The organism is Pseudoxanthomonas indica, from assembly GCF_900167565.1.
GTDB lineage: Bacteria > Pseudomonadota > Gammaproteobacteria > Xanthomonadales > Xanthomonadaceae > Pseudoxanthomonas_A > Pseudoxanthomonas_A indica.
In genome coordinates this window covers 1403692-1429819 of the sequence record NZ_FUZV01000001.1, presented here as the reverse complement: position 1 = coordinate 1429819, position 26128 = coordinate 1403692, and the positions used below count along the sequence as shown (strand labels likewise).

The window sequence follows — 26128 nt, the reverse complement described above, 5'->3', positions numbered from 1 at the left end:
TCACACCGGACGCCGCTGCCTGTTGAAGGCGGCGGCGCCTTGAAGAATTCCGTCGAGGACCCGTCATGAATCTCAACATGACTTTCTTCGGCCAGATGATCTCCTTCGCGATCCTCGTGATCTTTACGATGAAGTTCATTTGGCCGCCGCTGAACGCGGCGCTTGAAGAACGCCAAAAGAAAATTGCCGAAGGCCTGGCAGCTGCCGATCGCAGCCAGAAGGATCTCGCCGTGGCCCAGGAACGGGTCAACGAGGCCCTGAAGGACGCGCGCGTCAAAGCCAACGAAATCATCGATCAGGCGCATGCACGCGCCAACCAGATCGTTGATGCGGCCAAGAACGAAGCGATCGCCGAAGCCAACCGCCAAAAGGCGCTGGCCGAAGCGGAAATTGACGCTGCCGCCACCCGTGCCCGCGAGGAACTGCGCAAGCAGGTCTCCACGCTGGCCGTGTCCGGCGCCGAAAAGCTGCTCAAGCGCGAAATCGACGCCAACGCCCACAAGGCGCTGCTCGACGAACTCGCCGCGCAGATCTGACAGGACCGCTGAACGATGAGCCAGGCACTTACTGTCGCACGTCCCTACGCCCGCGCCGCCTTTGCGACGGCGCGCGACGAAGGCAAGCTCGCCGCATGGTCGGAGGCGCTGGCCTTCGCGGCACGCGTTGCCGCTGACCCGCGCGTTGCGGCGCTGCTGCCCAACCCGCAGCTGGGCCAGGACGACGCCATTGCACTGTTGGCCCCGGAAGGCGCCGGCGAATCGTTCACCCGTTTCCTGTCGCTGCTGGCTGACGGTCGCCGTCTGCCGCAGCTGACCGAGATCGCGGGCCTGTTCGAAGAGCTGCGTGCCGAGGCCGAGCATGTCGTGCGCGCGAAGGTCACTTCCGCGGTGGCGTTGCCGGCCGGTGAGCTGGACGTGATCAAGGCCGCGCTGAAGAAGCGTCTGGGCCGCGAGATCGTCGTGGAGACCGCCATTGACGAGTCGCTGATCGGCGGTGCCGTGATCGACGCCGGCGATGTGGTCATCGACGGTTCGCTCAAGGGCAAGCTCTCGCGCCTGCAATCCGCGCTGACGCACTGACAAGAAACGTAGGGTGGGCTTCGGCCCACCGAACATGATGGCGGGCCACGGCCCGCCCTACAGGAAACCAACATGGCTACCACGCTCAACCCCTCTGAAATCAGCGACCTGATCAAGAACCGCATCGAGAAGGTCAAGCTGGCCGCGGAGTCGCGCAACGAAGGCACCGTGACCAGCGTGTCCGACGGCATCGTGCGCATCTTCGGCCTGGCCGACGTGATGCAGGGCGAAATGATCGAACTGCCGAACAACACTTTCGCCCTGGCGCTGAACCTGGAGCGCGACTCGGTCGGCGCCGTGGTGCTGGGTGACTTCGAGCACCTGCGCGAAGGCGACGTGGCCAAGACCACCGGCCGCATCCTGGAAGTGCCGGTCGGTCGCGAACTGCTGGGTCGCGTGGTCAATGCGCTCGGCGAGCCGATTGACGGCAAGGGCCCGATCGACGCCAAGCAGACCGCGCCGGTGGAGCGCGTGGCTCCCGGCGTGATCTGGCGCAAGTCGGTCGACCAGCCGGTGCAGACCGGTTACAAGTCGGTCGACGCCATGATCCCGATCGGCCGCGGCCAGCGCGAGCTGATCATCGGTGACCGCCAGACCGGCAAGACCGCGATGGCCATCGACGCCGTGATCAACCAGAAGGGCACCGGCATCAAGTGCGTGTACGTGGCGATCGGCCAGAAGGCCTCGACCGTCGCCAACATCGTGCGCAAGCTGGAAGAAAACGGCGCCCTGGCACACACCGTCGTGGTGGCCGCCACCGCGTCCGAATCGGCGGCGATGCAGTACATCAGCGCCTACTCGGGCTGCACCATGGGCGAATACTTCATGGACCGCGGCGAAGACGCGCTGATCGTGTACGACGATCTGTCCAAGCAGGCCGTGGCCTACCGCCAGATCTCGCTGCTGCTGAAGCGTCCGCCGGGTCGCGAAGCCTACCCGGGCGACGTGTTCTACCTGCACAGCCGCCTGCTGGAACGTGCGGCCCGCGTCTCGGAAGAGTACGTGGAGAAGTTCACCAACGGTGAAGTGAAGGGCAAGACCGGTTCGCTGACCGCGCTGCCGATCATCGAAACCCAGGCCGGCGACGTGTCCGCGTTCGTGCCGACCAACGTCATCTCGATCACCGACGGCCAGATCTTCCTGGAAACCGACCTGTTCAACGCCGGCATCCGCCCGGCCGTGAACGCCGGTATCTCGGTGTCGCGCGTCGGTGGCGCCGCCCAGACCAAGATCATCAAGAAGCTGTCCGGCGGCATCCGTATCTCGCTGGCGCAGTACCGCGAGCTGGCTGCGTTCGCGCAGTTCGCCTCGGATCTGGACGAAGCCACCCGCAAGCAGCTTGAGCGCGGCCAGCGCGTCACCGAGCTGATGAAGCAGAAGCAGTACCTGCCGATGTCGATTGCCCTGCAGGCCCTGTCGATCTACGCCGTCAACGAGGGCTACCTCGACGACGTGCCGGTCAACAAGATCGGTGCGTTCGAAGAAGCCCTGCACGCCCACTTCAACAATACCCAGGGCGAGCTGATCGATTCGGTCAACAAGTCCGGCAACTGGAATGACGAGATCGAAGGCGCCTTCAAGAAGGGCATCGCCGAGTTCAAGCAGACCGGTAGCTGGTAACCAGCAGTAAAGACTCCTTTACAGCGATCAGAGCGAGCGAGAAATGGCAGGCGGACGCGAAATCAAAACCAAGATCAAGAGCGTGCAGAACACCCGCAAGGTGACGCGCGCGCTCGAGATGGTCTCGGCCTCCAAGATCCGTAAGGCGCAGGAGCGCATGAAGACCTCGCGTCCTTATGCGCGTGCGATGAAGCAGGTGATCGGTCACCTGGCCCAGGCCAATACCGATTACCAGCATCCCTTCATGGTCGAGCGCCCGGAAGTGAAGCGCGTGGGATACATCGTGATCTCCTCGGATCGCGGTCTCGCCGGCGGCCTCAACAACAACCTGTTCCGGCGCATGCTGGGCGAGGTGCGCGGCTGGCAGGACAAGGGCGCCGAAATCGACGTGGTCACCATTGGCCAGAAGGCCTCGGTGTTCTTCCGTCGAATCAAGGTCAACCTGCTGGGCAGCGTCTCGCACATCGGCGACAACCCCAAGCTGGACCAGCTGATCGGCGTCATCAAGGTGATGCTGGACGCCTACACCGAAGGCAAGCTGGATCGCGTGTACGTGGTCTACAACGGCTTCGTCAACACCATGACCCAGCGCGCCAGCTTCGATCAGCTGCTGCCGCTGCCGGCCGCGGAAACGCAGGTGGCCCATCACGATTGGGACTACATCTACGAACCCGATGCCGCGACCGTGCTCGATCACGTGATCACGCGCTACATCGAGTCGCTGGTGTACCAGTCGGTGCTGGAGAACATGGCCTCCGAGCATGCCGCGCGCATGGTCGCGATGAAGGCGGCCAGCGACAACGCCACCAAGCTGATCGGTACCTTGAACCTGGTCTACAACAAGGCCCGCCAGGCCGCGATTACCCAGGAAATCTCGGAAATCGTCGGCGGCGCCGCCGCAGTTTGATGAATTGAATGTGGGAGGGGCCGTGGCCCCGACTACACCCGGTCGCGGCATTGCCGCTCCCACACAAGCAGATTAAAAGTTCAGAGGAAACCAACATGAGTCAGGGCAAGATCGTTCAGATCATCGGCGCAGTGGTTGACGTCGAATTCCCGCGCGGTGAAGTGCCGAAGGTGTACGACGCGCTGAAGGTGGACAACACCGCCATCACGCTGGAAGTGCAGCAGCAGCTCGGCGACGGCGTGGTGCGCACCATCGCCCTCGGTTCCACCGACGGCCTGAAGCGCAACCTGGTCGCCACCAACACCCACCGCGCCATCTCGGTGCCGGTCGGCGCTGGCACCCTGGGCCGCATCATGGACGTGCTGGGCAACCCGATCGACGAAGCCGGCGACGTGCAGGCCAGCGACCATTGGGAAATCCATCGCGCCGCTCCGTCGTACGAGGATCAGTCCTCGACCAACGAGCTGCTGGAAACCGGCATCAAGGTCATCGACCTGATGTGTCCGTTCGCCAAGGGCGGCAAGGTCGGTCTGTTCGGCGGCGCCGGCGTCGGCAAGACCGTCAACATGATGGAACTGATCAACAACATCGCCAAGGCGCACTCGGGTCTGTCCGTGTTCGCCGGCGTGGGCGAGCGTACCCGCGAGGGCAACGACTTCTACCACGAGATGAAGGACTCCAACGTCCTGGACAAGGTCGCGATGGTGTACGGCCAGATGAACGAGCCGCCGGGCAACCGCCTGCGCGTCGCGCTGACCGGCCTGACCATGGCCGAGTACTTCCGCGACGAGAAGGACGCATCGGGCAAGGGCAAGGACGTGCTGCTGTTCGTCGACAACATCTACCGCTACACCCTGGCCGGTACCGAAGTCTCGGCGCTGCTGGGCCGCATGCCGTCGGCCGTGGGTTACCAGCCGACCCTGGCCGAGGAAATGGGCGTCCTGCAGGAACGCATCACCTCGACCAAGTCCGGTTCGATCACCTCGATCCAGGCCGTGTACGTGCCCGCCGATGACTTGACCGACCCGTCGCCGGCCACCACGTTCGCGCACTTGGACGCCACCGTCGTGCTGTCGCGAAACATCGCCTCGCTGGGCATCTACCCGGCCGTGGATCCGCTGGACTCGACCAGCCGCCAGCTGGACCCGAACGTCATCGGTCACGAGCATTACGACACCGCCCGCCGCGTGCAGTCCACCTTGCAGAAGTACAAGGAACTGAAGGACATCATCGCGATCCTGGGCATGGACGAGCTGTCGGAAGAAGACAAGCAGGCCGTGTCGCGCGCCCGCAAGATCGAGCGCTTCTTCAGCCAGCCCTTCCACGTGGCCGAAGTGTTCACCGGCTCGCCGGGCAAGTACGTCTCGCTCAAGGACACGATCCGCGGCTTCAAGGCGATCGTCGATGGCGAATACGACCACCTGCCGGAGCAGGCGTTCTACATGGTCGGCAGCATCGAAGAAGCCGTCGAGAAGGCCAAGAAGATCGCCGAGAAGGCATAAGGGTTCCCCATGACCAGCACCATCCGTTGCGACATCGTCAGTGCCGAGCAGGAAATCTTCCACGGTGAAGCCACCCTGGTCGTGGCTACTGGCGAACTGGGCGAACTGGGTATCGCGCCCAAGCACGCGCCGCTGATCACCCGCCTGAAGCCAGGCAAGGTGGTGGTGACGCTGCCGAGCGGCGAACACTTGGACTTCGCCATCTCCGGCGGCATCCTGGAAGTGCAGCCGCAGGTGGTGACGGTCCTGGCCGACACCGCCATCCGCGCGCAGGACATCGACGAAGCCTCGGTCTGCAAGGTCAAGGAAGAAGCCGAACGCGTGCTGGCCAACAAGGATCCGAAGATGAGCGCCGAGGAAGCCCAGGCGCAGCTGGCGATGTCGATCGCCCAGCTCAGCGCCCTGGAGCGTCTGCGCAAGAACCTCAAGCACTGATCCAACGTGCCAGGTTCACCCACGAAAACGCCGGCCCAGCCGGCGTTTTTGTTTTTCAGCGATACACCACGTGGCGCCACAGGAAGAACGCCAGCACCGCCAGTGCCGCCTCGACCAGCGGCTTGGCCAGCCAGGCCTGCGACAGCCCCAGGCCATCGGCAATCAGGCTGACCAGCAGCGTGCTGGCCGCGGTCAGGGCCAGCCACACCACCGCAAAGCGCAGCAGGCGCTGCCAGCCCAGGCGCGCCTGCCCCTGCTCGGCGAAGGTCCAGCGCCCATGCAGCCAGAAACCCAGCAAGGCGCCGCAGACGCGTCCGGCGAGATTGCCGGGCGCCACCGGCAATCCACACGCCGTGGTGGCGACAAACACCAGCCAGTCCAGCAGCAGCTGGGCCAGGCCCACGAGCAGATAGCGCGGTCCCTGCCGAAGCACACTCATGTGGGGCGATCGTCGGTCAAAAGGAACGGCTGGCATCTGGCGGACATCATGGCCGGACATGCTACCGGCACTCGTGTCATAGAATCGACTCCCGCATCTGGCACGGCGACATCTCCATGACCCAACCCCTGCACGTGATCATTCTGGCCGCTGGCGAAGGCAAGCGCATGAAGTCGGCGCTGCCGAAGGTGCTGCAGCCCATCGCCGGGCAGCCGATGCTGGCGCATGTGATCGCTGCGGCCCGCGCGCTGCAGCCGCAAGGCATCCACGTGGTCTACGGCCACGGTGGCGAGCAGGTGCGCGCGGCCTTCGCGGATCAGGCGGGGCTGGAATGGGCGGAGCAATCGCAGCAGTTGGGCACCGGCCATGCCGTCGCCCAAGCGATGCCGCAAGTTCCCGACGCCGCCACGGTACTGGTGCTCTACGGCGACGTGCCTCTGACCCGTCCGGAAACGCTGCAGCGCCTGCTGGAGGCGCCGGGTCGCCTGGCCGTGCTGGTCGCCGAGCCGGAAGATCCCAGCGGCTACGGCCGCATCGTGCGCAACGCCGAAGGGCGCGTTGCCGCCATCGTCGAACACAAGGATGCCGACGACGAGACCCGCCGCATCCGCACCATCAACACCGGCATCATCGCCGCCGAATCCACCGCGCTGCGTCGCTGGTTGTCGACGCTGTCCAACAGCAACTCGCAGGGCGAGTACTACCTCACCGATGTCTTCGCTTCCGCCGCGGGCGAATTCAGTCCGGCCGAGATGGTGCTGGTGGCCGATCCGATGGAAGCCGAAGGCGCCAATGACCCGTGGCAACTGGGCCAGCTCGAACGCGCCCATCAGCTGCGCGCCGCGCGCGCGCTGTGCGTGCAGGGCGCGCGCCTGCTGGACCCGGCCCGCTTCGATCAGCGCGGCACGGTGACGGTCGGCCGCGATGTGGAAATCGATGTGGACGTGGTGCTGGAAGGCACCGTCGTCTTGGGAGATGGCGTGCGCATCGGCCCCTTCAGCCGCCTGAAGGACGTCAACCTGGGCGCCGGCACGCTGGTGCGCGCGCATTGCGATCTGGAAGGCGTGGTGGCCGAGGGCGCCGCCTTGATTGGTCCCTATGCGCGACTGCGTCCGGGCACCGTGCTGGCCGATGGCGTGCACGTGGGCAATTTCGTCGAAACCAAGAAGGTCAGCCTGGGCGTGGGCAGCAAGGCCAACCACCTCACGTACCTGGGTGATGCGGTCATCGGCAGCGGCGTGAACATCGGCGCCGGCACCATCACCTGCAACTACGACGGCATCAACAAGTTCGTCACCACGATAGGCGATGGCGTGTTCGTGGGCTCCAACTCTTCGCTGGTCGCGCCGGTCACCCTGGGTGACAACGCCACCATCGGCGCCGGCTCGATCATCACCAAGAACGCCCCGGCCGATCAGCTGACGGTGGCGCGTGCGCGGCAGATGAGCATCGAAGGCTGGCAGCGGCCGAAGAAGAAGTAAGCGAAGGTATCGCGCGGGTACAACTCAGGCGCTGTCCCGCGTCAGCCCACTGCATCCGACCTTCAACCGGCAGCGCCCGTTTCCGGCAACTGGATCGACACGCACAGCCCACCGCCTTCGCGATTGTGCAGCGACAGGCGGCCGCCATGCGCCTCGACAATCTCGCGGGTCAGCGCCAAGCCCAGGCCGGTGCCATTGCGCTTGGTCGAATAGAACGGCACCAGCGCATTCTGCAGCACCGCGTCATTCATGCCGCTGCCACGGTCCATCACTTCCACCCGCAACCAATCGGGCAGGCGGGTGATCTTCAGCGTGACCCCATCGCTGCTGGAGCCGGATTCGTGGGCGTTCTTCAGCAGATTGAGCAGGGCCTGCTCGATCTGCGCCGGATCAATCCTGCTGCTCACCTCGCCGGCAGGCAGATCCAGTTCGAAGCCGATCTGCCGCTGCAGGCCGGCGAGGAAGTTGGCCCAGTGCACGGTCTGCAGCTGGGGCTGCGGCAGTTTGGCGAATCGTGCGTAGCCGCGGATGAAACCTTCCAGGTGGCGTGCGCGTTCTTCAATGGTCGAGAAGATTTCTTCGAGCCGCTCATGACGGCCGCGCCGCACGAGTTCGCCACCGGAGTGCGCCAGTGATGCCACCGGCGCCAACGAGTTGTTCAATTCGTGGCTGATCACGCGGATCACCTTCTTCCAGGTGTTCACTTCCTGCCGGCGCAGTTCGCTGGTCAGCAAACGCAGCAGCAACAACTCATGGCGACGGCCGTTGAGACGGAAGTTGCGGCGTGCCAGGTGATAGACCTGTTCTTCCTCGTCATTGTCCTCATGGCCGACCGCAAACAAGCTGTCGCCGCCGCGCGCCATCGCCTCGCGCATTTCCAGCGGAGCGGCTTGCAGCAAGGTATCGAAGTTCTGGCCTTCCAGCTTCCAGCCGCCATGCAGCAGCTTGCGCGCGGCGACATTGGCGAACACCACCCGCCGGGTGCCGTCATTGGCGCTGGACAGCAACAACATGGCGACCGGCGTGTTCTGCACCATGGTGTCCAGCAGCAGTTCGCGTTGCACCAGGCCTTGCCGTTGCTCGCGCAGTACATCACCCAGTTCGCTGTGCGAACGCACCAGGTCGCCCAGTTCGTCGGCGCTGTCCCAGTGGATGCCGAAGTTGTACTCACCGTCGCGGTAGCTGTTGACGCTGCCGGACAAGGCGCGGAACAACGAGTTCATCGGTACGAGCGCGCGGCGCACCGCCAGCATCACCAACGGCAGCGCCACCGCCGCGGAGATCAGGAAGGCCAGCCGCCGATCCGACAGCCACTGATCCAGCAGCAACGGCAGGCCGATGGCGGCCGCCAGCGACGGCAGCAACCACAGCAACATGCGGCCAGCGAGCGAACGACGGATCATTCGCGCGGAATACCGTAGCGATCCATGCGCCGGTACAGGGCCTGGCGGCTCAGGCCCAGCTCCGCCGCCGCCTGCGCAATCACGCCGCCGGCGCGGGCAAGTGCAGACTCCACGGCGGCGCGATCCGGTTCATCGTGGCCATTGCTGCGCGGCGGTGCCGCGCGCGGCAGGTTCAGGTCGCCTGCTTCGATGCGTGCGCCCTGGGCGAGCAGGCCGGCACGTTGCATGACGTTGCGCAACTCGCGCACGTTGCCTGGCCACGCATGCCGCACCAGCGCACTGCGCGCCGAATCGGCGAGCGGCTTGTCGTCGGGGCGGAAGTGCTCGGCCAGCGGCAGGATGTCGCCCGGGCGATCGGCCAGCGGCGGCAGCGTCAGCTCAATCGCATTGAGCCGGTAATACAGATCCTCGCGGAAACCGCCATCGCGGATCATGCCCGGCAAGTCCGCATTGGTGGCACTGATTACGCGTACCTTGACCTGCCGTTCGCGGTTGGAGCCCAGGCGCTCGAAGCGTCCGGTCTCCAATACCCGCAGCAATTTCATCTGCCCGGCCAGCGGCAGGTTGCCAATCTCGTCCAGGAACAGCGTGCCGCCGTCGGCGGCTTCGAACTTGCCTTCGCGCGCCTTGTTGGCGCCGGTGTAGGCGCCGGCATCGGCGCCGAACAATTCGGCTTCGATCAGTTCGGCCGGCAAGGCGCCGCAATTCAAGGTGACAAACGGTCCGCGCTGCACGCTGGAGTTGGCCTGGATGATCTCGGCGATCTTTTCCTTGCCGCTGCCATTGGGGCCGGTGATGAGCACGGGCAGATCCGAGCGTGCCACCTGGCAGGCCAGCGCGATCATGCGCTCGCTGGCCGGATCCTCGAAGACCAGGCCACGCAGATCGTAGCGGGAGGTGAGCTGCTCGCGGCTGCGTCGCTCACGCTGGCGCCGACGATCCAGTTCGCGCCGCGCTTCGGACAGTTCGATCAAGTTGTTGACCGTGGTCAGCAGCTTGCGGTCATCCCAGGGCTTGGCGATGTAATCAATGGCCCCGGCCTTGACCAGGTTGACCGCCGCTTCCAGATGCGTCCATGCGGTCAGCAGGATGACCGGCAGATCCGGATGCTGCGCGCGGATGGCCGCGAACAAGGCTTCGCCTTCGGCGCCGGACGTCGTGTCGGCACTGAAGTTCATGTCCTGGATGACCAGGTCCACCTGCTCCTGGCGCAACAGGGTCAACCCTACTTCGGGGGATTCCGTGTGCAGGGTGTTGATGTCGTGCAGCGAGAACAGGACTTCCAGCGCCGTGCTGACGGCCAGGTTGTCGTCAATGACAAGAATGGTGGGCATGCCTATAGCCTAACCCAGGGCTTGCGGGTGACATGGTGCGGCGCGACGGCGGCGGCGCGCCGCGCTGGCCAGGTGGCGAGGATTTGGCCGGCGACCAACGCGACCAGCACCAGGCCCACGACGAAGACCGGCGAAGGCGATTCCACCTTCCACGGCAGATCCAGCCGCGGCGCCAACAGCATTCCGCTGACCACGCCGACCAGGCAGCCTGCGGCGACCAGACGGCACAGATCCCAATGCACCGACCCGCGCACCTGCGCACGGCTCGCACCCAAGGCACGGTGCAGACTGATGCGCGGGGCACTGCGCTGTACCCAGAGCATTTCGGCAGCGGCCAGACTCAGCAGGGTCAGCGCGGACCACGCCACGGCGCAGAGGGACCACGTCCAGGCGCATCGACGTTCGCCCAGCAGGGTCGCGGGGCGCAGGTCAGACAGGCGCTGCGGCAGCGAAATGGGGCGGTCGGCAAAGCGCTGCACCAGTTGTTGCTGGATGGTCGTGGCTACTTCCGCCTCGTGTCCCGGCGCGACACGCACCAACAGGCTGGTATAGCCCGCGTCATCGGCAATGGCCGGCATGATGATGTGGCTTTGCGCTTCGACGCCCAACTGGCGACTGCCCTTGGGAATGGGCAGGGCCGCGACCACGCCCACCACGCGCAGTGGGCGCGTGGGCCCACTCAGGATCCGGCCCACGGCGGATTGTCCGGCGAACACCCGATCCGCCAGCGCCCGGGTAATCACCACGGGCAACTCGCCGGGCTGCTGCCATATCGTGTCGGGATGCTCGTACTCCCGCGCAAGCAAGGCGCGTCCCTCCTGCACGCGCAGGCCCAGCGTCGCGAACAGGGAGGCATCACCAAAACTGGTTGCCACTTCAATTCGCTCCGTCCCCGTCAGCCCGCGACGAACTACCGTATTCCACGAATTGTTTCCGTAGGGCACCTGATTGATCCGCGCCACGCGCTCGACACCTTTGACGCCGGCGATCAGCTGCATGCCCGTGGCCAGCGCCTCCGGATCGCTGCGGCTTCTGCCCAGCGGCGCCACCACGAGCACGCGCTGCTCATCGATGCCACTGTCGGCCGTCAGCTGTTGCTGCCATTGCGAGATGGCTTGCCAGGCCATCTGCCACAGCAGGCAGGCCACGGCAATCTGCAGCACCAGCACCCAGGACAGGCCGGCATGTGGCGCGATCAGATGATAGGGCGGGCGCCGATGCAGCCAGGAAGTACCCGCGCGCCCCGCACTTTTGGCTGGGGCGCGCGCGATGTCCATCAGGCGCTGCGCGTCGCCACGGCGGGCGGCACCGCTGCCGCACGAATGGCCGGACCCAGTACCGACACCTGGCCCAACAGCCACAGCAGCACGGCGCCGACCGGCAGGTAGTACAACGGCAGGCGCGGCAACTCGTACTTGCCCATCAGCATCTGGTTGATGCCGTAGGCCAGCGCCATGCCCAGCACGATGCCCAGCGATGCGAGCAGGAAGTTCTCGGTCTGGAAGTAGCGCAGGATCTGCCTGCGCGTGGCGCCCAGTGCACGACGCACGCCAATCTGCTTGGAACGCTGCTGCACCCAGAAGCTGGCCAGGCCGATGATGCCCAGCGCCGTAACAATCAACAGCGCCACGCACACCGCCACCAGCAACCAGGCCATCGAACGATCCTGGCGGTAGAAGTTGTCGCGCAGCTCTTCCATGGTCTGCTGTTCCAGGATGATGCGGTTGGCGTTGTTCTTCTGCAGCGTGTCCACCGCGGTCTTCAGCACCTCGGCGCGCCGCTCCGGATCCGTGCGCAGCAGGTAGTTGCCACCCATGCTGAAGGGCACGCGGATCGGGAAGATCATCGAGTACTCGTACGCACTGGGGCCTCCTTGCTCATTGGGACGGACCAGGTGATCGACGATGCCGACGATTTTGATCGGCTCCTCGCCCCAGCTGTAGAAGACCTTGCCCAGTGCGTTCTCGCCCGGGAACATCTTCTCGGCCATGCTGCGGGTGATGATGGCCGCCGGAATGTTGCCGACCGCACCGGGCGTATTGAGCGCCGTCCAGGACAGGAACTCGTCCGGGGTGAACTGGCGTCCGGCAATCAAACGCAGACCCAGCGTGTTGACCAGCTGTTCGTCGCCCAGATAGGTGGTGGCGTTCAAGGTGGCGTGGGTCTGATCCTTGCTCAACTGCACGCTGCTGTTCCAGGAGCCGTTGCCGAAGGTGACCTGGTTGGTCGAGGTGGCGAACTTGACGCCGGGAATCGAACGCAGCGCCGCCAGATCGGACTGGGTCAGCGCATCGGCATTGTCATCGCGGCCAATGCCGGTCAGCTGCACGCGCACGATGCCTTTTTCATCCAGGCCGCTGACGCGATCCATGCGGTCCAGGCGACCGTTGATGAGGAACAAGGCGTTGCAGATGATCGCGCAGCTGAGCGCGATCTCGATGACGATCAGCGCGGCGGCCGTCTTGTGCCGACGCAGTGCTGAAAAGATGGGGCGGATTTCCATGATCGGGCTCCGTCGGGTTATTGGGATTTCAGCTGGATGGCCGGGGTGACCTGGCAGGCGCGCCAAGCGGGCAACAGGCCCGCCAGCACGCTGGCCAGAATCGCCAGCAGGAAGGTCGTCGCCAACATCACCGGATCCAGATGCGCCAGTTCGGCGTAACTCGCCGGCTGCTGGCGCACGGCCCACAGACCCAGCAAGGCCAGACCCAGGCCCAGCACACCACCGGCCAGGCCGACCGTGCCGGCTTCCACCAGCGCCTGGCTGAAAATCGCGGCTTTGGACGCACCCAGTGCGCGACGCACGCCGATCTCGCTGCTGCGGCGCATGAACTTGGCCAGCAGCAGGCCCACCGTATTGATCAGGCACACCAGCAGGAAGCCAAAGGCCAGCCAGGTCTGCAGACGCACGTCGTTGGGCACCACGCGCTTGAACTCCAGCCATTCCATGATGTTGCGCAGGCGGATGTTGGTGGGGCGTTCGAAACGGCCGGCGCGACGCTGCTGGTCCGAGTAGTTGGTCAGGTACTGCTTGTACGCGTCGAACTTGGCCGAGTCATTCAGCTGCACCCAGTACTGCATCCAGGTGCACGGCGCGTTGACGCCGGTCTCGTCGCCCTGGCTGTCGCCCCAGCAGTTCATCGAACCGTTGCGGCCCATCTTCAGGCCCACTGCGGTGGAGAAGGGCAGGAACACCTGCTCAACTTCGCCGTAGCGATCACTGTTCAAATCGTAGAAGCGCGGCGTCGGGCGCCACTCGTCGAGCACGCCGATCACGCGGAACTCGGTTTGATCCATGCGGATCGACTTGCCGACGCTGTTGCCGCCGTCGAACAACTTCTCGTTGAGCTTCTTGGAGATGACCGCAACCCGGCCCTGGCCTTCATCCTCGTTGCCGGTCCAGCCCTGGCCAAAGGCGAAGGGTGCATCGAACATCGGGAAGAAGTCCGCCGAAGCGTAGCGGGCGTCCACCACGAACGGCGACAGACCCTGCTTCTCCGGCTCGATGCTGACGCCACCGCCGGTCATCAGCGCCTGGCGGTCGCCCTTCTTCTCGCGCAGCAGCGCTTCGGCGTCGAAACGGGTCACCTGTTCCTCGGGTTCCTCGCCGGCGGTATAGCCGTCCATCGACTGCGGATCCATCTGCACATAAAACAACGTGTCGCTCTTGCCGGGCATCGGGTCGCCGGACAGGATGTAGAACACCGTCAAGGTGGTCATGCTGGCGCCGATGCCGAGCGCGATCGCCAGCACCATCAGCGCGGTGAGCACCTTGTTGCGCTTGAAGCTGCGCAGGGCCAACTGGAAGTAGTAGCCGAACATGGGCGTGACCTCAGGCTTGGGCGGGGGCGAGGTTCAGGGCGCTGTCGCTGTCACTGGCAGCGACCAGGCGCGGCTCGGTGGTCAGGTCGGTGGCGGCGCCGTCGACGATATGCACGTTGCGCTGCGCGCGCGCGGCCAGTTCCGGATCGTGGGTCACCATGATGATCGTGGTGCCCTGGCTGTTGATCTCCTCCAGCAGTTCCATCACGCCGCGCGCCATCTGCGAGTCGAGGTTGCCGGTGGGTTCGTCGGCCAGCAGCAGGCGCGGCGTACCGGCCAGTGCGCGCGCAATGGCCGCGCGCTGTTGCTGGCCGCCGGACAGCTCGGAGGGGTAGTGGCGCATGCGCGAACCCAGGCCGACCCGGCCCAGTGCGTCCTCGATGCGCTTCTTGCGCTCGGCCGCATTCATGCCGCGATAGCGCAAGGGCACGTCGACGTTGTCGAACAGGTTCAAATCCGGAATCAGGTTGAAGCTCTGGAAGATGAAGCCGATCTTCTGGTTGCGCAGCTGCGAACGCGCGTCATCGGACAGCCCGCTCACATCCTGGCCATCCAGCTGGAACGTGCCGGTATTGAAGGTCTCCAGCAGGCCGGCAATGTTGAGGAAGGTGGTCTTGCCCGAGCCGGAGGGACCGGTGACCGCGACAAACTCGCCCTCGCGGACATGCAGATCGAGTGAGCGCAAGGCATGCGTCTCGACTTGGGAAGTGCGGTACACCTTGGAAACCGAGCGCATGTCGAGCATGTCGTAATCCTCTTGGTAAGCGGGTTGCTGGTAAGGAAGCAGGAAAAGGGAGAGGGAGGAAAGGAATCAGTGGATGGAGACGCGTTCGGCATCGCCGAACTGATCGCTGCCCGAGACCACCACGCGGTCGCCAGGCTGCAATCCGCCCAGTACTTCGATCGCGCTCAGGCTGCTCACGCCCAGCTGCACCGGCTTGCGCACCGCCGAGCTGCCGTCCATGACGTACGCGTAACGGCCACCGGACTGCTCCAGGAACGGGCCGCGCTCGACCATCAAGACGTTCTTGCGGGTATCCATCAGCACGCGTGCGCTCAGGCGCTGGCTCTGGCGCAGGCCCGGCGGCTGCTTGTCGCTGAAGCGGATGCGTGCGTTGACTTCGCCGTTGACCACTTCCGGCGACACCGCGGAGATCTCGCCCGCATAAGGCTGGCCATTGCTGGTCAGCTGCGCCGGCATGCCAATGGCCAGATCCCGGGCGAAGCTTTCCGGCACCTTGATCTCCACTTCGAACTGCGACAGATCCACCACACTCATGACCGGTGCATTGAGCGCCACGTTGGAGCGCTGCACGGCCTGGACCTGGCCGACCTGGCCATCGAAGGGTGAGCGCAGGGTCAACGCATCCACCTGGCGCTGGACTTCGGCCACGATGGCGCGCTGGCGATCCGCCAGCAGGTGTTTGTTGCGCGCATCGAGCGTGGCGCTCTGGCCCTGCAGGCCTTCGTCGCGCTTGGCGTGGTCCAGCGCGATCTCGGTCTTGCGCAGTTCATCCTTGGCCTTGGCCACGTCGATCTGCGGCACCGCGCCGCCGTCGAAGCCGCGCTGATAGCGTTCCAGGTCGCGTTCGGCGGCGGTGCGGTCAACGCCGGCCTGATCCAGCATCTTGCGGGCATTGGCGCGGGTCACGGTGGCATCCAGCGCGGCGCGGCTGGCTTCGGCCTCCAGGCCGGCCAGGGTCGCCTGTTCCTGGGCCAGCTTGCTGCGCAGCTCGGGGCTGTCGATCTCGGCCAGCACCTGGCCCTTCTTCACCTGGTCGCCCGCAACCACTTTCAGCGTGACCACGCCGCCGGCGATGGCGTAGAGGGTGGGGCTGTTGGAGGCAATCACCCGGCCATCGGCGGCGATGTCGCGGACCAGGTCGCCACGCTTGACCTCGGCAATCCGCACCCGCGCCTCGTCAAAGGACTGCGAGCCGGACAACCAGCCGCGGGCGGCAAACACGATGCACAGCAGCAGCACCACGCCGCCGGCGACAGGCAGGGCCCAGCGCTTCCAGGGGCGGGCGGCAGCCTGCGTGTGGCTGAGGGGGCGGTCTTGCGCGGAGGTGTCCCGAATCATCTGCGGCATGCGTTCTGTGAAGAGTCGGGCTACTTCAAAGCACAACGCGTGCCAACACCAAGTTGTTGATTTGCAAGGTGGCCGGGGAGAAAAAGGGGTGTCCGGGTGTCCGCCCGGACAGGGGTCGGACACTCGGCCGTCCGGACACGGACGGTAGAATCGGCTCACACGAATACTTACAGGATGGATGACGGCCTATGTGCGGCATTGTGGGAGCGATCGCTGATCGCGACGTGGTTCCGGTACTGATTGAAGGGCTGAAGCGGCTGGAATACCGCGGCTATGACTCCGCCGGCATCGCCGTGGTGGAGCAGCAGGACGTGCGCCGCGTGCGCCGCACTGGCCGAGTCGCCGAAATGGAGTCCGCCGCTGCGTCCGAAGGGTTCAATGCCACCCTGGGCATTGGCCACACCCGCTGGGCCACCCACGGCGGCGTCACCGAAGCCAATGCCCACCCGCATATCAGCCACGGGGTGGCGCTGGTGCACAACGGCATCATCGAAAACCACGAGGAGCAGCGCGAGAAGCTCAAGGCGCTGGGCTACGAGTTCGAGTCGCAGACCGACACCGAGGTCATTGCCCACCTGATGCACCACCACCTGAAGGGCGGCGATGACCTGCTCGCGGCGCTGCAGCGCACGGTCAAGGAACTCACCGGCGCCTACGCGCTGGCGGTGGTCAGCCGCAAGGAACCCGAGCGCATGGTGTGCGCGCGCATGGGTTGCCCGCTGCTGATTGGGCTGGGCGAGGGCGAGAATTTCATCGCCTCCGACGTCTCGGCCATCATCCAGGCCACGCGCCGGGTGATCTTCCTGGAAGAGGGCGACACCGCCGAAGTGACCCGCCAGGCCGTCCACGTGTTCGACGGGCACGACCAGCCCATCGAGCGCGAAGTGCATGTCTCGGATGTCTCGCTGGCCTCGCTGGAACTGGGCCCGTACCGCCACTTCATGCAGAAGGAAATCCACGAGCAGCCGCGCGCCATTGCCGACACCATCGAGGCGGTGATTGATGGCGGCTTCTCGCCCGAATTGTTCGGCGCCAACGCCGAGGCAGTGCTGAAGGATATCCAGGGCGTGCAAATCCTGGCTTGCGGCACCAGTTACTACGCCGGCCTGACCGCGCGTTATTGGATTGAAGCGATTTCCGGATTGCCCTGCAGCGTTGAAATCGCCAGCGAATACCGCTATCGCGCCGCCTACGCCAATCCCAAGCACTTGGTGGTGACGATTTCCCAGTCCGGCGAAACCCTGGACACGATGGAAGCGTTGAAGTACGCCAAGTCGCTGGGCCATGAGCACACGCTCTCCATCTGCAACGTGCCTGAAAGCGCCATCCCGCGCGCCAGCGAATTGGTTTGTTACACCCGTGCCGGCGCCGAGATTGGCGTGGCCTCCACCAAGGCCTTCACCACCCAGCTGGCGGCGCTGTTCCAGCTCACCGTGGTATTGGGCAAGCTGCACGGGAATGTCTCAGCCGAGGATGAAGCAGGTTATCTGGAAGAACTGCGCTTCCTGCCCGGCAGCATCCAGCACGCCCTCAATCTGGAACCGCAGATTGCGCTGTGGGCGGAAAAGTTCGCGCCCAAGTCCGACGCGTTGTTCCTCGGCCGCGGCCTGCATTACCCGATCGCACTGGAAGGCGCGCTCAAGCTCAAGGAAATCTCCTATATCCATGCCGAGGCTTATCCAGCGGGCGAATTGAAGCATGGCCCGCTGGCGTTGGTGGATGCGGACATGCCGGTGGTGGTGATTGCGCCCAACGACAAATTGCTTGAGAAAGTAAAGTCGAACATGCAGGAAGTCCGCGCGCGCGGCGGCGAGCTGTTCGTGTTCGCCGACCAGGACAGCAACTTCACCGAATCCGAAGGCGTGCATGTCATCCGCACGCCACGCCATACCGGTGTGCTGAGTCCGGTGGTGCATACCATCCCCGTACAGTTACTTGCGTATCACACGGCATTGGCACGAGGAACTGACGTGGACAAGCCACGCAATCTGGCAAAGTCGGTGACGGTGGAATAGATAGCGCCAAAGCGGATCACAGTTCTTCCATCAAGGCGAGGCTCGCAAGGGCCTCGCCTTTCTTGTTTGTGCCAGAACCACGCATCCGGCGCGCCGATAATCCGAAGGGGCGAATTACCCCTTGTAGAGCAGGTCCCGCAAGGATTGCATAGTCATTTGATTGCCGGGAAAGGCATGAATTCAGACTCGGCATGGTGGCAGTTCCTGCCCGTAATGCGTCGGAAATGTCTGAATCATTAACTTGAAACGGGCCATCAGAAGAATCCGATTCCGAGAAGAGTGAGAGAAATTCACGATGCTCCCGCCTCGGAGCGCTTGGGTGTCATCCCAACTCAGGGGTTCAACGCCCAACTCGTTACATCAGGAATTTCCAAACATGAAAAAGCATCTGCTCTCCGCCGCTCTGCTTGCGGTTCTCGGGTTCTCTACCATCGGCGCCGCCTCGGCTGTTGACGGCAAGATCACTTTCACCGGCACCATCAGCGATCAGACCTGCTCGGTCACCGGTGGCACCGGCACCAACGGCGCCGCGGGCGACTTCACCGTCACCCTGCCGACCGTGGCTACGACTGCTTTGTCGGCAGCTGACAAGGTGGCTGGCGAAACGCCTTTCACCGTAGTGATCGGTGGATCGGGTCAGACCGGCTGCGGCGCAGGTACGCCAGCCAAAGTCGCGCGCCTGCACTTTGAAGCGCTGTCTTCGCCGGTCAGCGCATCCACGGGTCGTCTGATCAACCAGGCGGCGAGTGGTGCCACCAAGGTGGAAGTCGAGCTCCTGAGCAAGGATAACAAGCCGATCAACATCGCAACGGGCGAGAACGCTACGGGTTCCGAGGAAACCATCACCGGAAACACGGCCACCCTCAAGTATGGCGCCCGTTACCACGCCACCGGCGGCGCCAGCACGGCCGGTGCTGTCAGTACCTATGTGAACTACACGATCGTTTACAAGTAAACGACAGTGCCGCACCAGGGGACAGGCATCTGGTCCCCTGGTGTGTGTCTGGAAGCCGTCCTGCTAACGAAAGAACCGCAACCATGAACAGTTACATCCGCATCGCCCTGACGTCCGTGTTCTGCCTTAGCATGGCCCCGATGGCCAATGCGCAGACCCAAGTGCACGGTACGCGTGTGATCTATCCCGCCGAAGAGCGGGAAGTGACCGTCAGCGTCGACAACGTCGGCAAGACGCCGCGCCTCCTGCAGGTATGGGTGGATGATGGAAAAGAGAATACCACAGCAGAAACCGCTACTGCGCCGTTTCTACTGACGCCGCCGATGAGTCGCGTCGAGCCAGGCAAGGGTCAGTCCTTCCGCTTGATGTTCACGGGCGGCGATGTTCCCCAGGATCGGGAGTCAGTGTTCTGGTTCAATGTTCTCGAGATTCCGCCCAAGCCAGAAGCCAAGGACGCACCGGCCAACTACCTGCAGTTTGCAGTCCGCACGCGCCTGAAGATTTTCTATCGGCCCAAAGGTTTGAAGGACGATCCCCTCAGCGCATTGGACACACTGACCTGGCGCCTGGTGCATGACGGCACTTCCCTGGCACTTGAGTGCACGAATCCTTCGCCCTACAACGTTTCGGTCGCGAACGTCCGTTTCAAGGGAACCGAACTACCGAAAGACTCCATCGAACAGCCCAGCGGCATGTGCACGGCCAAGTCGAGCCATCGAATCGTATTGCCTGGTCATGAGTCCGGCAGTGGGACTCTGATCTACAACGCCATCAATGACTATGGTGGTTTCGTGGAGCGAGAAGCTCCCTACACACGCTAAACCTCCGCTTTGCCCCGCAACGGCCATCGGGCCGCAGCGGTAATTCCCTTCGAATCTCAGGCCCCTGACCAAGGGGAGCGGGCATGCCTTTGTCCAAAACAACGGCGTGCGGCACGGACGCGGCTCTGAATAGCGGCATGTCTATTCCATCTGGAACGTTTCACTATGCAGAACGATCGCCACAAGCTCTCCATGCGCTCGCGCAATGCGGGCATCCTTCGCCCGAGCCTCCTGATGGTGTCGGTCGTTGCCGCCCTGGGACATGTGTCCAGCGCAATAGCCGGACCGTCACCTACCCCGAGTCCCGTGCCCGCCCCCGCGGTACCTGCCCCGGCCGTCGCCCCCTTGCCGAATCCCCTCGTGGCAGGTCCGCAGGAAGTCCAGTTCAGCGCATCGTTTCTGGGCACAAATAGCGACCTGTACGACTTGGGGAGTTATGAGAAGGGTAATCCGGTGCTGCCGGGAGATTACCTGGTTGATCTCTTTGTCAACGGTTACGCCGTCGGGCGCGAGACTGTCTCCTTTCGTGTCCCCGATGCGGGCGGCCAGGCGCAGGCGTGTCTTACCCGCGAGCTGATGACCTTGGCCGGTGTGGACACGGCCAAGCTGGAAGCCAGTGGCGCCATCCTGGAAGGTTGCATCGATATTGGCGCGTTGGGCCAGGGCGCCACTGCGCTGTACGACCCCAGTTTGCTACGTCTGGAGTTGTCGATTCCCCAAATCGCGTTGAATCGGCGCCCCCGCGACTACGTCGACCCCAGTCTGTGGGATCGCGGCATCAATGCATTCACGCTGAGCTACAGCGCAAACTTCAATCATGGCAGCTACGGCAATGGCCAGAAATCGGATAGTGCTTACATCGGCCTCAACTCCGGTCTCAATATCGGCGGTTGGCGCATCCGCAACCAGGCCAGCTATCGTTGGGATGATGCGACGGGTAGTGACTTTCAGAGCATTTCCACGTACGCGCAGCACGACATCACGCGTTGGAAGTCGCAGCTGACGATTGGTGACAGTTTCACCGGATCCCAGTTCTTTGACAGTACCGCCTTTCGTGGCGTCAACCTGGCGACCGACCAGAGGATGCGACCGGATTCCACCAACGGGTATGCTCCGAGTGTGCGCGGCACTGCGGAATCCAACGCCAAGGTCGAGATTCGCCAGCAAGGCTATGTCATCTACGAGACGACTGTGGCGCCCGGTGCGTTCGAGATCAACGACCTCTACCCCAACAGCATTGGTGGTGACTTGGAAGTGGTCATTACAGAAGCGGATGGCAGGACACGCAGCTACACCGTTCCGTATGCCTCGGTGCCGCAGTTGCTGCGTCCTGGCATCTGGAACTACTCGGTCACGCTTGGCCAGGTGCGCGACGACAGTTTGACCGGCGAGGCGCCCACCTTCATCGAGGGAACATTCCAGAAAGGCATCAACAACTGGCTGACGTCGTACGTTGGTGCGCAGGCAACCGATGGCGGTATGTACCGCAGCGCGATGCTGGGCGGTGCCTTCAATTCCCGCTTCGGCGCTGTGTCGATGGACATCACCGGATCGCGCTCCACCTTCGATGCCACGGGCGAAAGCCGAAATGGCTACAGTGCCCGCATCACGTACAACAAGAACATCCCGGCCACACGCACGGACTTCGCGCTCGCCGCTTATCGCTATTCCACCGAAAACTATCTGAGCCTGGCCGACGCGACGCGCTGGAATGACCTCTATGCAAGCAACGACAAGGACCGGATCGCGCAGGCAGAGCATAACGAACATAGCCGCCGCGGACAGCTAAGCTTGACCGTCAGCCAGCGCCTGGGTGATCGAGGTGGTTCGCTCTACTTCTCGGGCTGCGCAACAACTACTGGGACACCGCCAAGCACGAGGCCGTGCCGACCGACTACAGCTTCCAAGCGGGCTGGAGCCGGGCCTTCCGCACCGTAAGCTATAGCGTCAATGCGAGTCGCACCCGACTGTCCACCGGTGAGTTCGACAATAGTGTGTACATGAATGTCTCGGTGCCACTGGGGCGGCTGGCGCGTCGTGCTTCGCGCGCGCCGCAGTTGAGCTTGTCGGGCAGCCAGACCAGCTCCTCGGGTTATGGCATGCAAGCCAGCGTCACGGGCTCGGCCGGGGAACGCAGTCAGATCAGTTACGGCGTCAACGGAAGCTACGGCGAATCGACCCCAACGAATGTGGGCGGCAACGTCAGTTGGAGAGCGCCGTATGTCAACCTCGGTGCGAGCTACAGTCACGGCGAAAGCAGCCAGAACACCTCCGTAACTGCCACTGGCGGTCTGGTGGTTCATAGAGGCGGCGTGACGCTTGCCTCGCAGCTGGGCGACACCATCGGTATTGTCAAAGCAAAGGGCGCCAAGGGTGCTCGCTTGAACAGCGATAACACCACCAAGGTGGACGGTCGCGGCTACGTCGTCACCAACAATCTCATGCCGTATCGCATGAATGAAGTGAACCTGGATCCCAAGGGCAGTTCGTTGGATGTGGAATTGGAGAACACCCGTCAACAGGTCGCACCGCGTGCTGGGGCGGTGGTGGCAATAGAATTTGGCACCAAGACGGGTGAGGCGATGCTGGTTCGCACTCTTCTGGAGGATGGACGGCCTGTCCCGTTTGGTGCACGAGTGATGGACCCCACTGGAAATGTGGTCGGCATTGTCGGGCAAGGCGGACAAGTCTTCATTCGCAGCGAAACGCGTGCAGATGCAGTCCTTAGGGTCGAGTGGGGCGAGCACGGCTCTTGTGCACTGGATGCTGCGATTTCTGCCAATGCGGATCCGGCGGAGAATCTTGAGATTGTCAAAGCTACATGTCGGAGCTACCAGTAGCAGCCCAGCAATAGCATGGGTCTGGAGCAAGGGCCGGAAACTACGCGGATTGAGGCTTGAGTAGTACCGATAACCCGTATCGACACGCTCCACTGCAGGTGTGGCCAGCCGACACATGTGTGAATCGCAGAACGCGTATGGAGTGGGCCGGCTTCTCCAGGTTCGCGAATTGTGTCTGCCAACCAAGATCTTCTGAGTTCTGAGAGGTGGAAGGAAACGCATGAATTTGGTCAATCGAGTAGCTAAAAGTGTCAAGGCGATTCGTCGCGGGTATGGCGGCAGAAGGCGGCATGTTGGAATGCAGCGCATTGCGCTATTCGTTCTGCTGACTCTGATTTCCGGATCCAGTTTGGCGTGGACATGCGACAAGATCGGAGTGCAGAGTGAAACCGTGAGCCTGGCCGCGAATGCCGCCGCGGCTCGTGATGTGCCCGTTGGATCTGCTATTTCGGACTGGAACTACTCCGTGCAGCAAACGTATCGCACATGTACTAGTACGGCCGGCGCCACTCAGGTCATTGGAGTTGCCTTCGGTACATCGGGTCTAGTTGCAACTGCGGGCATCACATTCCAGTCTGATTCTGGAGTGAGCATTCCCGTCTACGACACCGGCTTGGCAGGTGTCGGCGTAGCGATCGAGTCGCGCGGATGGACTTGCTCATCATGGAGCGGCTGGGAGGGAGCAAAGACCTACCAAGGCTCCTATCTATTGTTCCCCTCTGGGTCTGGATTGTACGGGTGCATTTGGAGTAGCACCAATGCACATACTCTCGCAGTTGCAGGCCAAATCGGTATTCGCTTGATAAAGACGGGAACGGTTTCGCCAGGAAAAGTTAAGCTGGGCAACTCGATTGTTGCGTACTCGGTTATCGATGGAAATGTTGATTGGGGCGCGGATAACACGCGCAGGTGGTTCAATTCCACTGAGGTGACGATTTCAGCGTCTTCGTGTGCAACTCCCAGTGTGTCGGTGAACCTCGGAGAGCACAGGTCAAATGCCTTCCCTGAAGTCGGAAGCCGCACCAGTCCCGTGAAGTTTGATCTGAAAATCAATGACTGCCCCGCAGGAATGAGCAACATCCGCTATGGGTTCAATTTTCCCAGTGGAACGGGTTACACACCCACGGACGGGCTGTTTGGGTTGAAGGCCGATGCGACAGCCAAGGGCATCAAGGTCAAGCTGATGACAGATAAAGGAGATACAGTGCAATTGGACAAGTGGTACACCTTGTCTGATTACAATCGCGCCACCGGTGGAAGCTACGTGGTTCCGTTGTCAGCCGCCTACGAAAGAACTGGCGATGTGACTGCGGGTAGCGCGGATGCGGAGCTCACCATCGCCATGAATTACCAGTAGAAGGTGCTGCGGCGGAGCACGTGGCTTCTCGGGCTATGTGCCCCAATAATCCGCCCCATGGAAATCAAATCCGACAACCCTGAACACGGCTTCCAGTTCCCCGGGACTTTCCAGCCCAGTGCCATGGGCATGGCGGGGGCGGGACTGGAGGCGGAATTGCCCCGGCTGCTGGTCGCCGCTGGCCTGGATGTGATCCATGAAGACATCAGCTGGCAGCACTCCTCCAACGACAAATACGTCTGCAAGATCGAGCGGGCGATGATCTATACGGTCGGCGAATGGAACATCCATGTCGAACGCAAGGCCGGGCTCCCGGCGTCGACGTGGCCGGCGCCGAGGTCGGCGCCTTGGTTGGTTCTGGCGGCGGAAACTATATGGGATTCAGCGGCGCGGTCACTCCCAAGAACATCACCTGTGCTGCGGAATATCCTGCTGTGGTGACGCTTCCGAGTGTTGGACTCAGGGGCCTCGGAGAAGCGGGCCGAATTGCGGGGCTAACCCCCTTCACCATCGGTTTGACGTGCGACAAGTCGGCAACAGTGGGTATCTCGTTCGCACCGGGTCCTGACAGCAGCATTGCGATAGCAAGCAGCGGCGTCATTGGTCCCGCCAATCCAGATGCGCCGGACTCAGCGAAAGGCATCGGCGTGCAAATCGTAGACGCAGCGGCAAAAGCGATTCCTTTGAACACCCGACGCCAGCTCGGAGATTTGCAGGAGAACATCAGGGCAGAGGCGACCTTTGCATTGCAGTACTACCGGCTCAGTTCAGCTATGCAGGCTGGCAAAATCGACGGGTCGTTGATCGTCACCTTCGACTACCGGTGAGCTCGAGTTCGACGCGCAGTTGAGAGATGGCCCTCCGCTGTACATCCAGTGCAGCGGCCGACGCACGCAACCTTATGCTGCGATGGCCCTCCCGTAGACAGGCCATTCGCTACCGATGAAAGAATGCGGCTTGGAATTTGGCCGGTGGGCCCCAATAATCCGCCCCATGGAAATCAAATCCGACAACCCTGAACACGGCTTCCAGTTTCCCGGTACCTTCCAGCTCAGTGCCATGGGCACGGCGGGGGCGGGGCTGGAGGTGGAATTGCCCCGGCTGCTGGTCGCCGCTGGCCTGGATGTAATCCATGAAGACATCAGCTGGCAGCACTCGTCCAACGGCAAATATGTGTCCGTACGCATTGCGTTCCGGGCCGAGAGCCGTGAGCAGTACGACGCCGCGCACGCCGCATTGCGTGATCACCCGGAAGTGAAATGGACGCTGTAAGTCGGCTCTGCCGGGTCCGCGAGTTGGGACGGCAGCCTTACGAACCGGTCTGGCGTGCCATGCAGCGGTTTACAGACAGTCGCGACGAGCAGACGCCCGATGAGCTGTGGGTGGTGGAACACGATCCGGTCTTCACCCTGGGCCAGGCGGGTAAGCCCGAGCATGTGCTCGCCCCGGGCGACATTCCGGTGGTGCAGGTGGACCGCGGTGGTCAGGTGACCTATCACGGACCCGGCCAGATCGTTGCCTATCCGCTGTTCGATTTGCCCCGCATGAAAGTCGGAGTGCGCGATTACGTCTGCAAGATCGAGCAGGCGATGATCGACACGGTCGGCGAATGGAACATCCATGCCGAACGCAAGGCCGGGGCTCCCGGTGTCTACGTGGCCGGCGCCAAGATCGGCGCCTTGGGTATCCGCGTGCGCCACGGTCGCACCTTCCATGGCCTGGCCTTCAATATCGCGATGGATCTTTCGCCTTGGCATCGCATCAATCCCTGCGGTTACGAAGGCCTGCAGGTGACCACGCTGGCTGATCTGGGCGGTCCTTCGGGCATGGACGTGGTCAAACCGGTATTGCTGGAAAAGCTCGCCGGCCAATTCGGCCTGCATCTGCAGCACGAAGCCGGGCTGCCGGAGCTGTCCCTGGCCGCATGAGGCCAGCATTGCGGGTGCAGCGATTCCCGGCCCGGCACGCAGCAAGTTTCAGCGGGGAACACCGCATGACATCCGTGCCCGGGTCTGCCGGCGGCGCG

Annotated in this window: 23 protein-coding genes and 2 pseudogenes; 17 read left to right on the top strand and 8 right to left on the bottom strand. The window is 63.3% G+C overall.

All coding sequences use genetic code 11. The features are described 5' to 3' along the window. Window positions 1-65 precede the first annotated feature (65 nt). The 6 genes from B5X78_RS06890 to B5X78_RS06865 all read left to right on the top strand — a co-directional run bounded on the left by B5X78_RS06890 (window position 66) and on the right by B5X78_RS06865 (window position 5543). A complete protein-coding gene (locus B5X78_RS06890; protein WP_079723687.1) occupies window positions 66-536 on the top strand; it encodes a F0F1 ATP synthase subunit B in 471 nt (156 codons plus the stop codon). 15 nt (window positions 537-551) lie between these two features. Further along, window positions 552-1079 (top strand): F0F1 ATP synthase subunit delta, encoded by a 528-nt coding sequence (locus B5X78_RS06885; RefSeq protein ID WP_079723686.1) that lies wholly within the window; start codon window positions 552-554, stop codon window positions 1077-1079. Window positions 1080-1151: 72 nt separating this feature from the next. Further along, a complete protein-coding gene (atpA, locus tag B5X78_RS06880) occupies window positions 1152-2699 on the top strand; it encodes a F0F1 ATP synthase subunit alpha (RefSeq protein WP_079723685.1) in 1548 nt (515 codons plus the stop codon). A 43-nt stretch (window positions 2700-2742) separates the two neighbouring features. Beyond that, complete coding sequence (atpG, locus tag B5X78_RS06875) at window positions 2743-3606, top strand: F0F1 ATP synthase subunit gamma (protein ID WP_079723684.1); 864 nt, start codon at window positions 2743-2745, stop codon at window positions 3604-3606. 95 nt (window positions 3607-3701) lie between these two features. Continuing rightward, window positions 3702-5108: a F0F1 ATP synthase subunit beta gene (atpD, locus tag B5X78_RS06870; RefSeq protein ID WP_079723683.1), complete on the top strand. Its 1407-nt coding sequence runs from the start codon at window positions 3702-3704 to the stop codon at window positions 5106-5108. 9 nt (window positions 5109-5117) lie between these two features. After that, the gene (locus B5X78_RS06865) at window positions 5118-5543 is read left to right on the top strand and encodes a F0F1 ATP synthase subunit epsilon (protein ID WP_079723682.1); all 426 of its coding nucleotides are present in this window, start codon (window positions 5118-5120) and stop codon (window positions 5541-5543) included. 55 nt (window positions 5544-5598) lie between these two features. On the opposite strand, the gene B5X78_RS06860 is transcribed toward B5X78_RS06865, so the two are convergent. After that, window positions 5599-5982 carry a GtrA family protein gene (locus B5X78_RS06860; protein WP_079723681.1) on the bottom strand — a complete coding sequence of 128 codons (384 nt, stop codon included), beginning with the start codon at window positions 5980-5982 and terminating at the stop codon, window positions 5599-5601. Between the two features lie 116 nt (window positions 5983-6098). Between B5X78_RS06860 and glmU the strand changes: the two genes are divergently transcribed. After that, window positions 6099-7463 carry a bifunctional UDP-N-acetylglucosamine diphosphorylase/glucosamine-1-phosphate N-acetyltransferase GlmU gene (gene glmU / locus B5X78_RS06855; protein ID WP_079723680.1) on the top strand — a complete coding sequence of 455 codons (1365 nt, stop codon included), beginning with the start codon at window positions 6099-6101 and terminating at the stop codon, window positions 7461-7463. A gap of 62 nt (window positions 7464-7525) precedes the next feature. Here glmU and B5X78_RS06850 read toward each other — a convergent pair whose 3' ends face one another. The 7 genes from B5X78_RS06850 to B5X78_RS06820 form a co-directional block, all read right to left on the bottom strand. After that, window positions 7526-8866: a sensor histidine kinase gene (locus B5X78_RS06850; RefSeq protein WP_079723679.1), complete on the bottom strand. Its 1341-nt coding sequence runs from the start codon at window positions 8864-8866 to the stop codon at window positions 7526-7528. Next, entirely contained in the window at window positions 8863-10200 is a 1338-nt protein-coding gene (locus B5X78_RS06845) for a sigma-54-dependent transcriptional regulator (protein ID WP_079723678.1), read from the bottom strand. The genes B5X78_RS06850 and B5X78_RS06845 overlap by 4 nt, the downstream gene beginning before the upstream one ends. Window positions 10201-10202: 2 nt before the next feature. Beyond that, a complete protein-coding gene (locus B5X78_RS06840; protein ID WP_079723677.1) occupies window positions 10203-11477 on the bottom strand; it encodes an ABC transporter permease in 1275 nt (424 codons plus the stop codon). After that, window positions 11477-12703: an ABC transporter permease gene (locus tag B5X78_RS06835; RefSeq protein WP_079723676.1), complete on the bottom strand. Its 1227-nt coding sequence runs from the start codon at window positions 12701-12703 to the stop codon at window positions 11477-11479. The genes B5X78_RS06840 and B5X78_RS06835 overlap by 1 nt, the downstream gene beginning before the upstream one ends. A gap of 17 nt (window positions 12704-12720) precedes the next feature. Continuing rightward, on the bottom strand, window positions 12721-14022 hold the full coding sequence (locus B5X78_RS06830) for an ABC transporter permease (protein WP_079723675.1): 1302 nt from the start codon (window positions 14020-14022) through the stop codon (window positions 12721-12723). A gap of 10 nt (window positions 14023-14032) precedes the next feature. Then, a complete protein-coding gene (locus tag B5X78_RS06825; protein ID WP_079723674.1) occupies window positions 14033-14767 on the bottom strand; it encodes an ABC transporter ATP-binding protein in 735 nt (244 codons plus the stop codon). Between the two features lie 66 nt (window positions 14768-14833). Continuing rightward, complete coding sequence (locus B5X78_RS06820; RefSeq protein ID WP_079724458.1) at window positions 14834-16105, bottom strand: efflux RND transporter periplasmic adaptor subunit; 1272 nt, start codon at window positions 16103-16105, stop codon at window positions 14834-14836. 197 nt (window positions 16106-16302) lie between these two features. On the opposite strand from B5X78_RS06820, the gene glmS reads away from it, so the two are divergent. The 10 genes and pseudogenes from glmS to lipB all read left to right on the top strand — a co-directional run bounded on the left by glmS (window position 16303) and on the right by lipB (window position 26030). Next, on the top strand, window positions 16303-18129 hold the full coding sequence (glmS, locus tag B5X78_RS06815) for a glutamine--fructose-6-phosphate transaminase (isomerizing) (protein ID WP_079723673.1): 1827 nt from the start codon (window positions 16303-16305) through the stop codon (window positions 18127-18129). A gap of 376 nt (window positions 18130-18505) precedes the next feature. Next, window positions 18506-19084, top strand: a complete 579-nt coding sequence (locus tag B5X78_RS06810; protein ID WP_079723672.1) for a fimbrial protein — start codon at window positions 18506-18508, stop codon at window positions 19082-19084. A gap of 83 nt (window positions 19085-19167) precedes the next feature. Then, window positions 19168-19905 carry a fimbrial biogenesis chaperone gene (locus B5X78_RS06805; protein ID WP_079723671.1) on the top strand — a complete coding sequence of 246 codons (738 nt, stop codon included), beginning with the start codon at window positions 19168-19170 and terminating at the stop codon, window positions 19903-19905. Between the two features lie 165 nt (window positions 19906-20070). After that, window positions 20071-22406, top strand: a pseudogene (locus B5X78_RS06800) (fimbria/pilus outer membrane usher protein); the annotation flags it as partial. Window positions 22407-22487: 81 nt separating this feature from the next. Next, the gene (locus B5X78_RS18865; protein WP_425478714.1) at window positions 22488-22745 is read left to right on the top strand and encodes a FimD/PapC C-terminal domain-containing protein; all 258 of its coding nucleotides are present in this window, start codon (window positions 22488-22490) and stop codon (window positions 22743-22745) included. 220 nt (window positions 22746-22965) lie between these two features. Continuing rightward, window positions 22966-24102, top strand: a complete 1137-nt coding sequence (locus B5X78_RS06790) for a fimbrial protein (RefSeq protein WP_079723668.1) — start codon at window positions 22966-22968, stop codon at window positions 24100-24102. 57 nt (window positions 24103-24159) lie between these two features. Next, window positions 24160-24342: pseudogene (locus B5X78_RS06785) on the top strand (DUF493 family protein); the annotation flags it as partial. 134 nt (window positions 24343-24476) lie between these two features. After that, window positions 24477-24929 (top strand): fimbrial protein, encoded by a 453-nt coding sequence (locus tag B5X78_RS06780; protein ID WP_176140791.1) that lies wholly within the window; start codon window positions 24477-24479, stop codon window positions 24927-24929. Window positions 24930-25095: 166 nt separating this feature from the next. Further along, complete coding sequence (locus tag B5X78_RS06775) at window positions 25096-25374, top strand: DUF493 family protein (RefSeq protein ID WP_079723666.1); 279 nt, start codon at window positions 25096-25098, stop codon at window positions 25372-25374. Continuing rightward, window positions 25362-26030 (top strand): lipoyl(octanoyl) transferase LipB, encoded by a 669-nt coding sequence (gene lipB / locus B5X78_RS06770; RefSeq protein ID WP_079723665.1) that lies wholly within the window; start codon window positions 25362-25364, stop codon window positions 26028-26030. The genes B5X78_RS06775 and lipB overlap by 13 nt, the downstream gene beginning before the upstream one ends. Window positions 26031-26128: the final 98 nt, after the last annotated feature.

Coding starts and splice junctions, on each gene's coding strand:
- B5X78_RS06890 (WP_079723687.1), top strand. CDS start 66: ATGAATCTCAACATGACTTTCTTCGGCCAGATGATCTCCTTCGCGATC.
- B5X78_RS06885 (WP_079723686.1), top strand. CDS start 552: ATGAGCCAGGCACTTACTGTCGCACGTCCCTACGCCCGCGCCGCCTTT.
- atpA (WP_079723685.1), top strand. CDS start 1,152: ATGGCTACCACGCTCAACCCCTCTGAAATCAGCGACCTGATCAAGAAC.
- atpG (WP_079723684.1), top strand. CDS start 2,743: ATGGCAGGCGGACGCGAAATCAAAACCAAGATCAAGAGCGTGCAGAAC.
- atpD (WP_079723683.1), top strand. CDS start 3,702: ATGAGTCAGGGCAAGATCGTTCAGATCATCGGCGCAGTGGTTGACGTC.
- B5X78_RS06865 (WP_079723682.1), top strand. CDS start 5,118: ATGACCAGCACCATCCGTTGCGACATCGTCAGTGCCGAGCAGGAAATC.
- B5X78_RS06860 (WP_079723681.1), bottom strand. CDS start 5,982: ATGAGTGTGCTTCGGCAGGGACCGCGCTATCTGCTCGTGGGCCTGGCC.
- glmU (WP_079723680.1), top strand. CDS start 6,099: ATGACCCAACCCCTGCACGTGATCATTCTGGCCGCTGGCGAAGGCAAG.
- B5X78_RS06850 (WP_079723679.1), bottom strand. CDS start 8,866: ATGATCCGTCGTTCGCTCGCTGGCCGCATGTTGCTGTGGTTGCTGCCG.
- B5X78_RS06845 (WP_079723678.1), bottom strand. CDS start 10,200: ATGCCCACCATTCTTGTCATTGACGACAACCTGGCCGTCAGCACGGCG.
- B5X78_RS06840 (WP_079723677.1), bottom strand. CDS start 11,477: ATGGACATCGCGCGCGCCCCAGCCAAAAGTGCGGGGCGCGCGGGTACT.
- B5X78_RS06835 (WP_079723676.1), bottom strand. CDS start 12,703: ATGGAAATCCGCCCCATCTTTTCAGCACTGCGTCGGCACAAGACGGCC.
- B5X78_RS06830 (WP_079723675.1), bottom strand. CDS start 14,022: ATGTTCGGCTACTACTTCCAGTTGGCCCTGCGCAGCTTCAAGCGCAAC.
- B5X78_RS06825 (WP_079723674.1), bottom strand. CDS start 14,767: ATGCTCGACATGCGCTCGGTTTCCAAGGTGTACCGCACTTCCCAAGTC.
- B5X78_RS06820 (WP_079724458.1), bottom strand. CDS start 16,105: ATGATTCGGGACACCTCCGCGCAAGACCGCCCCCTCAGCCACACGCAG.
- glmS (WP_079723673.1), top strand. CDS start 16,303: ATGTGCGGCATTGTGGGAGCGATCGCTGATCGCGACGTGGTTCCGGTA.
- B5X78_RS06810 (WP_079723672.1), top strand. CDS start 18,506: ATGAAAAAGCATCTGCTCTCCGCCGCTCTGCTTGCGGTTCTCGGGTTC.
- B5X78_RS06805 (WP_079723671.1), top strand. CDS start 19,168: ATGAACAGTTACATCCGCATCGCCCTGACGTCCGTGTTCTGCCTTAGC.
- B5X78_RS18865 (WP_425478714.1), top strand. CDS start 22,488: ATGCTGGTTCGCACTCTTCTGGAGGATGGACGGCCTGTCCCGTTTGGT.
- B5X78_RS06790 (WP_079723668.1), top strand. CDS start 22,966: ATGAATTTGGTCAATCGAGTAGCTAAAAGTGTCAAGGCGATTCGTCGC.
- B5X78_RS06780 (WP_176140791.1), top strand. CDS start 24,477: ATGGGATTCAGCGGCGCGGTCACTCCCAAGAACATCACCTGTGCTGCG.
- B5X78_RS06775 (WP_079723666.1), top strand. CDS start 25,096: ATGGAAATCAAATCCGACAACCCTGAACACGGCTTCCAGTTTCCCGGT.
- lipB (WP_079723665.1), top strand. CDS start 25,362: ATGGACGCTGTAAGTCGGCTCTGCCGGGTCCGCGAGTTGGGACGGCAG.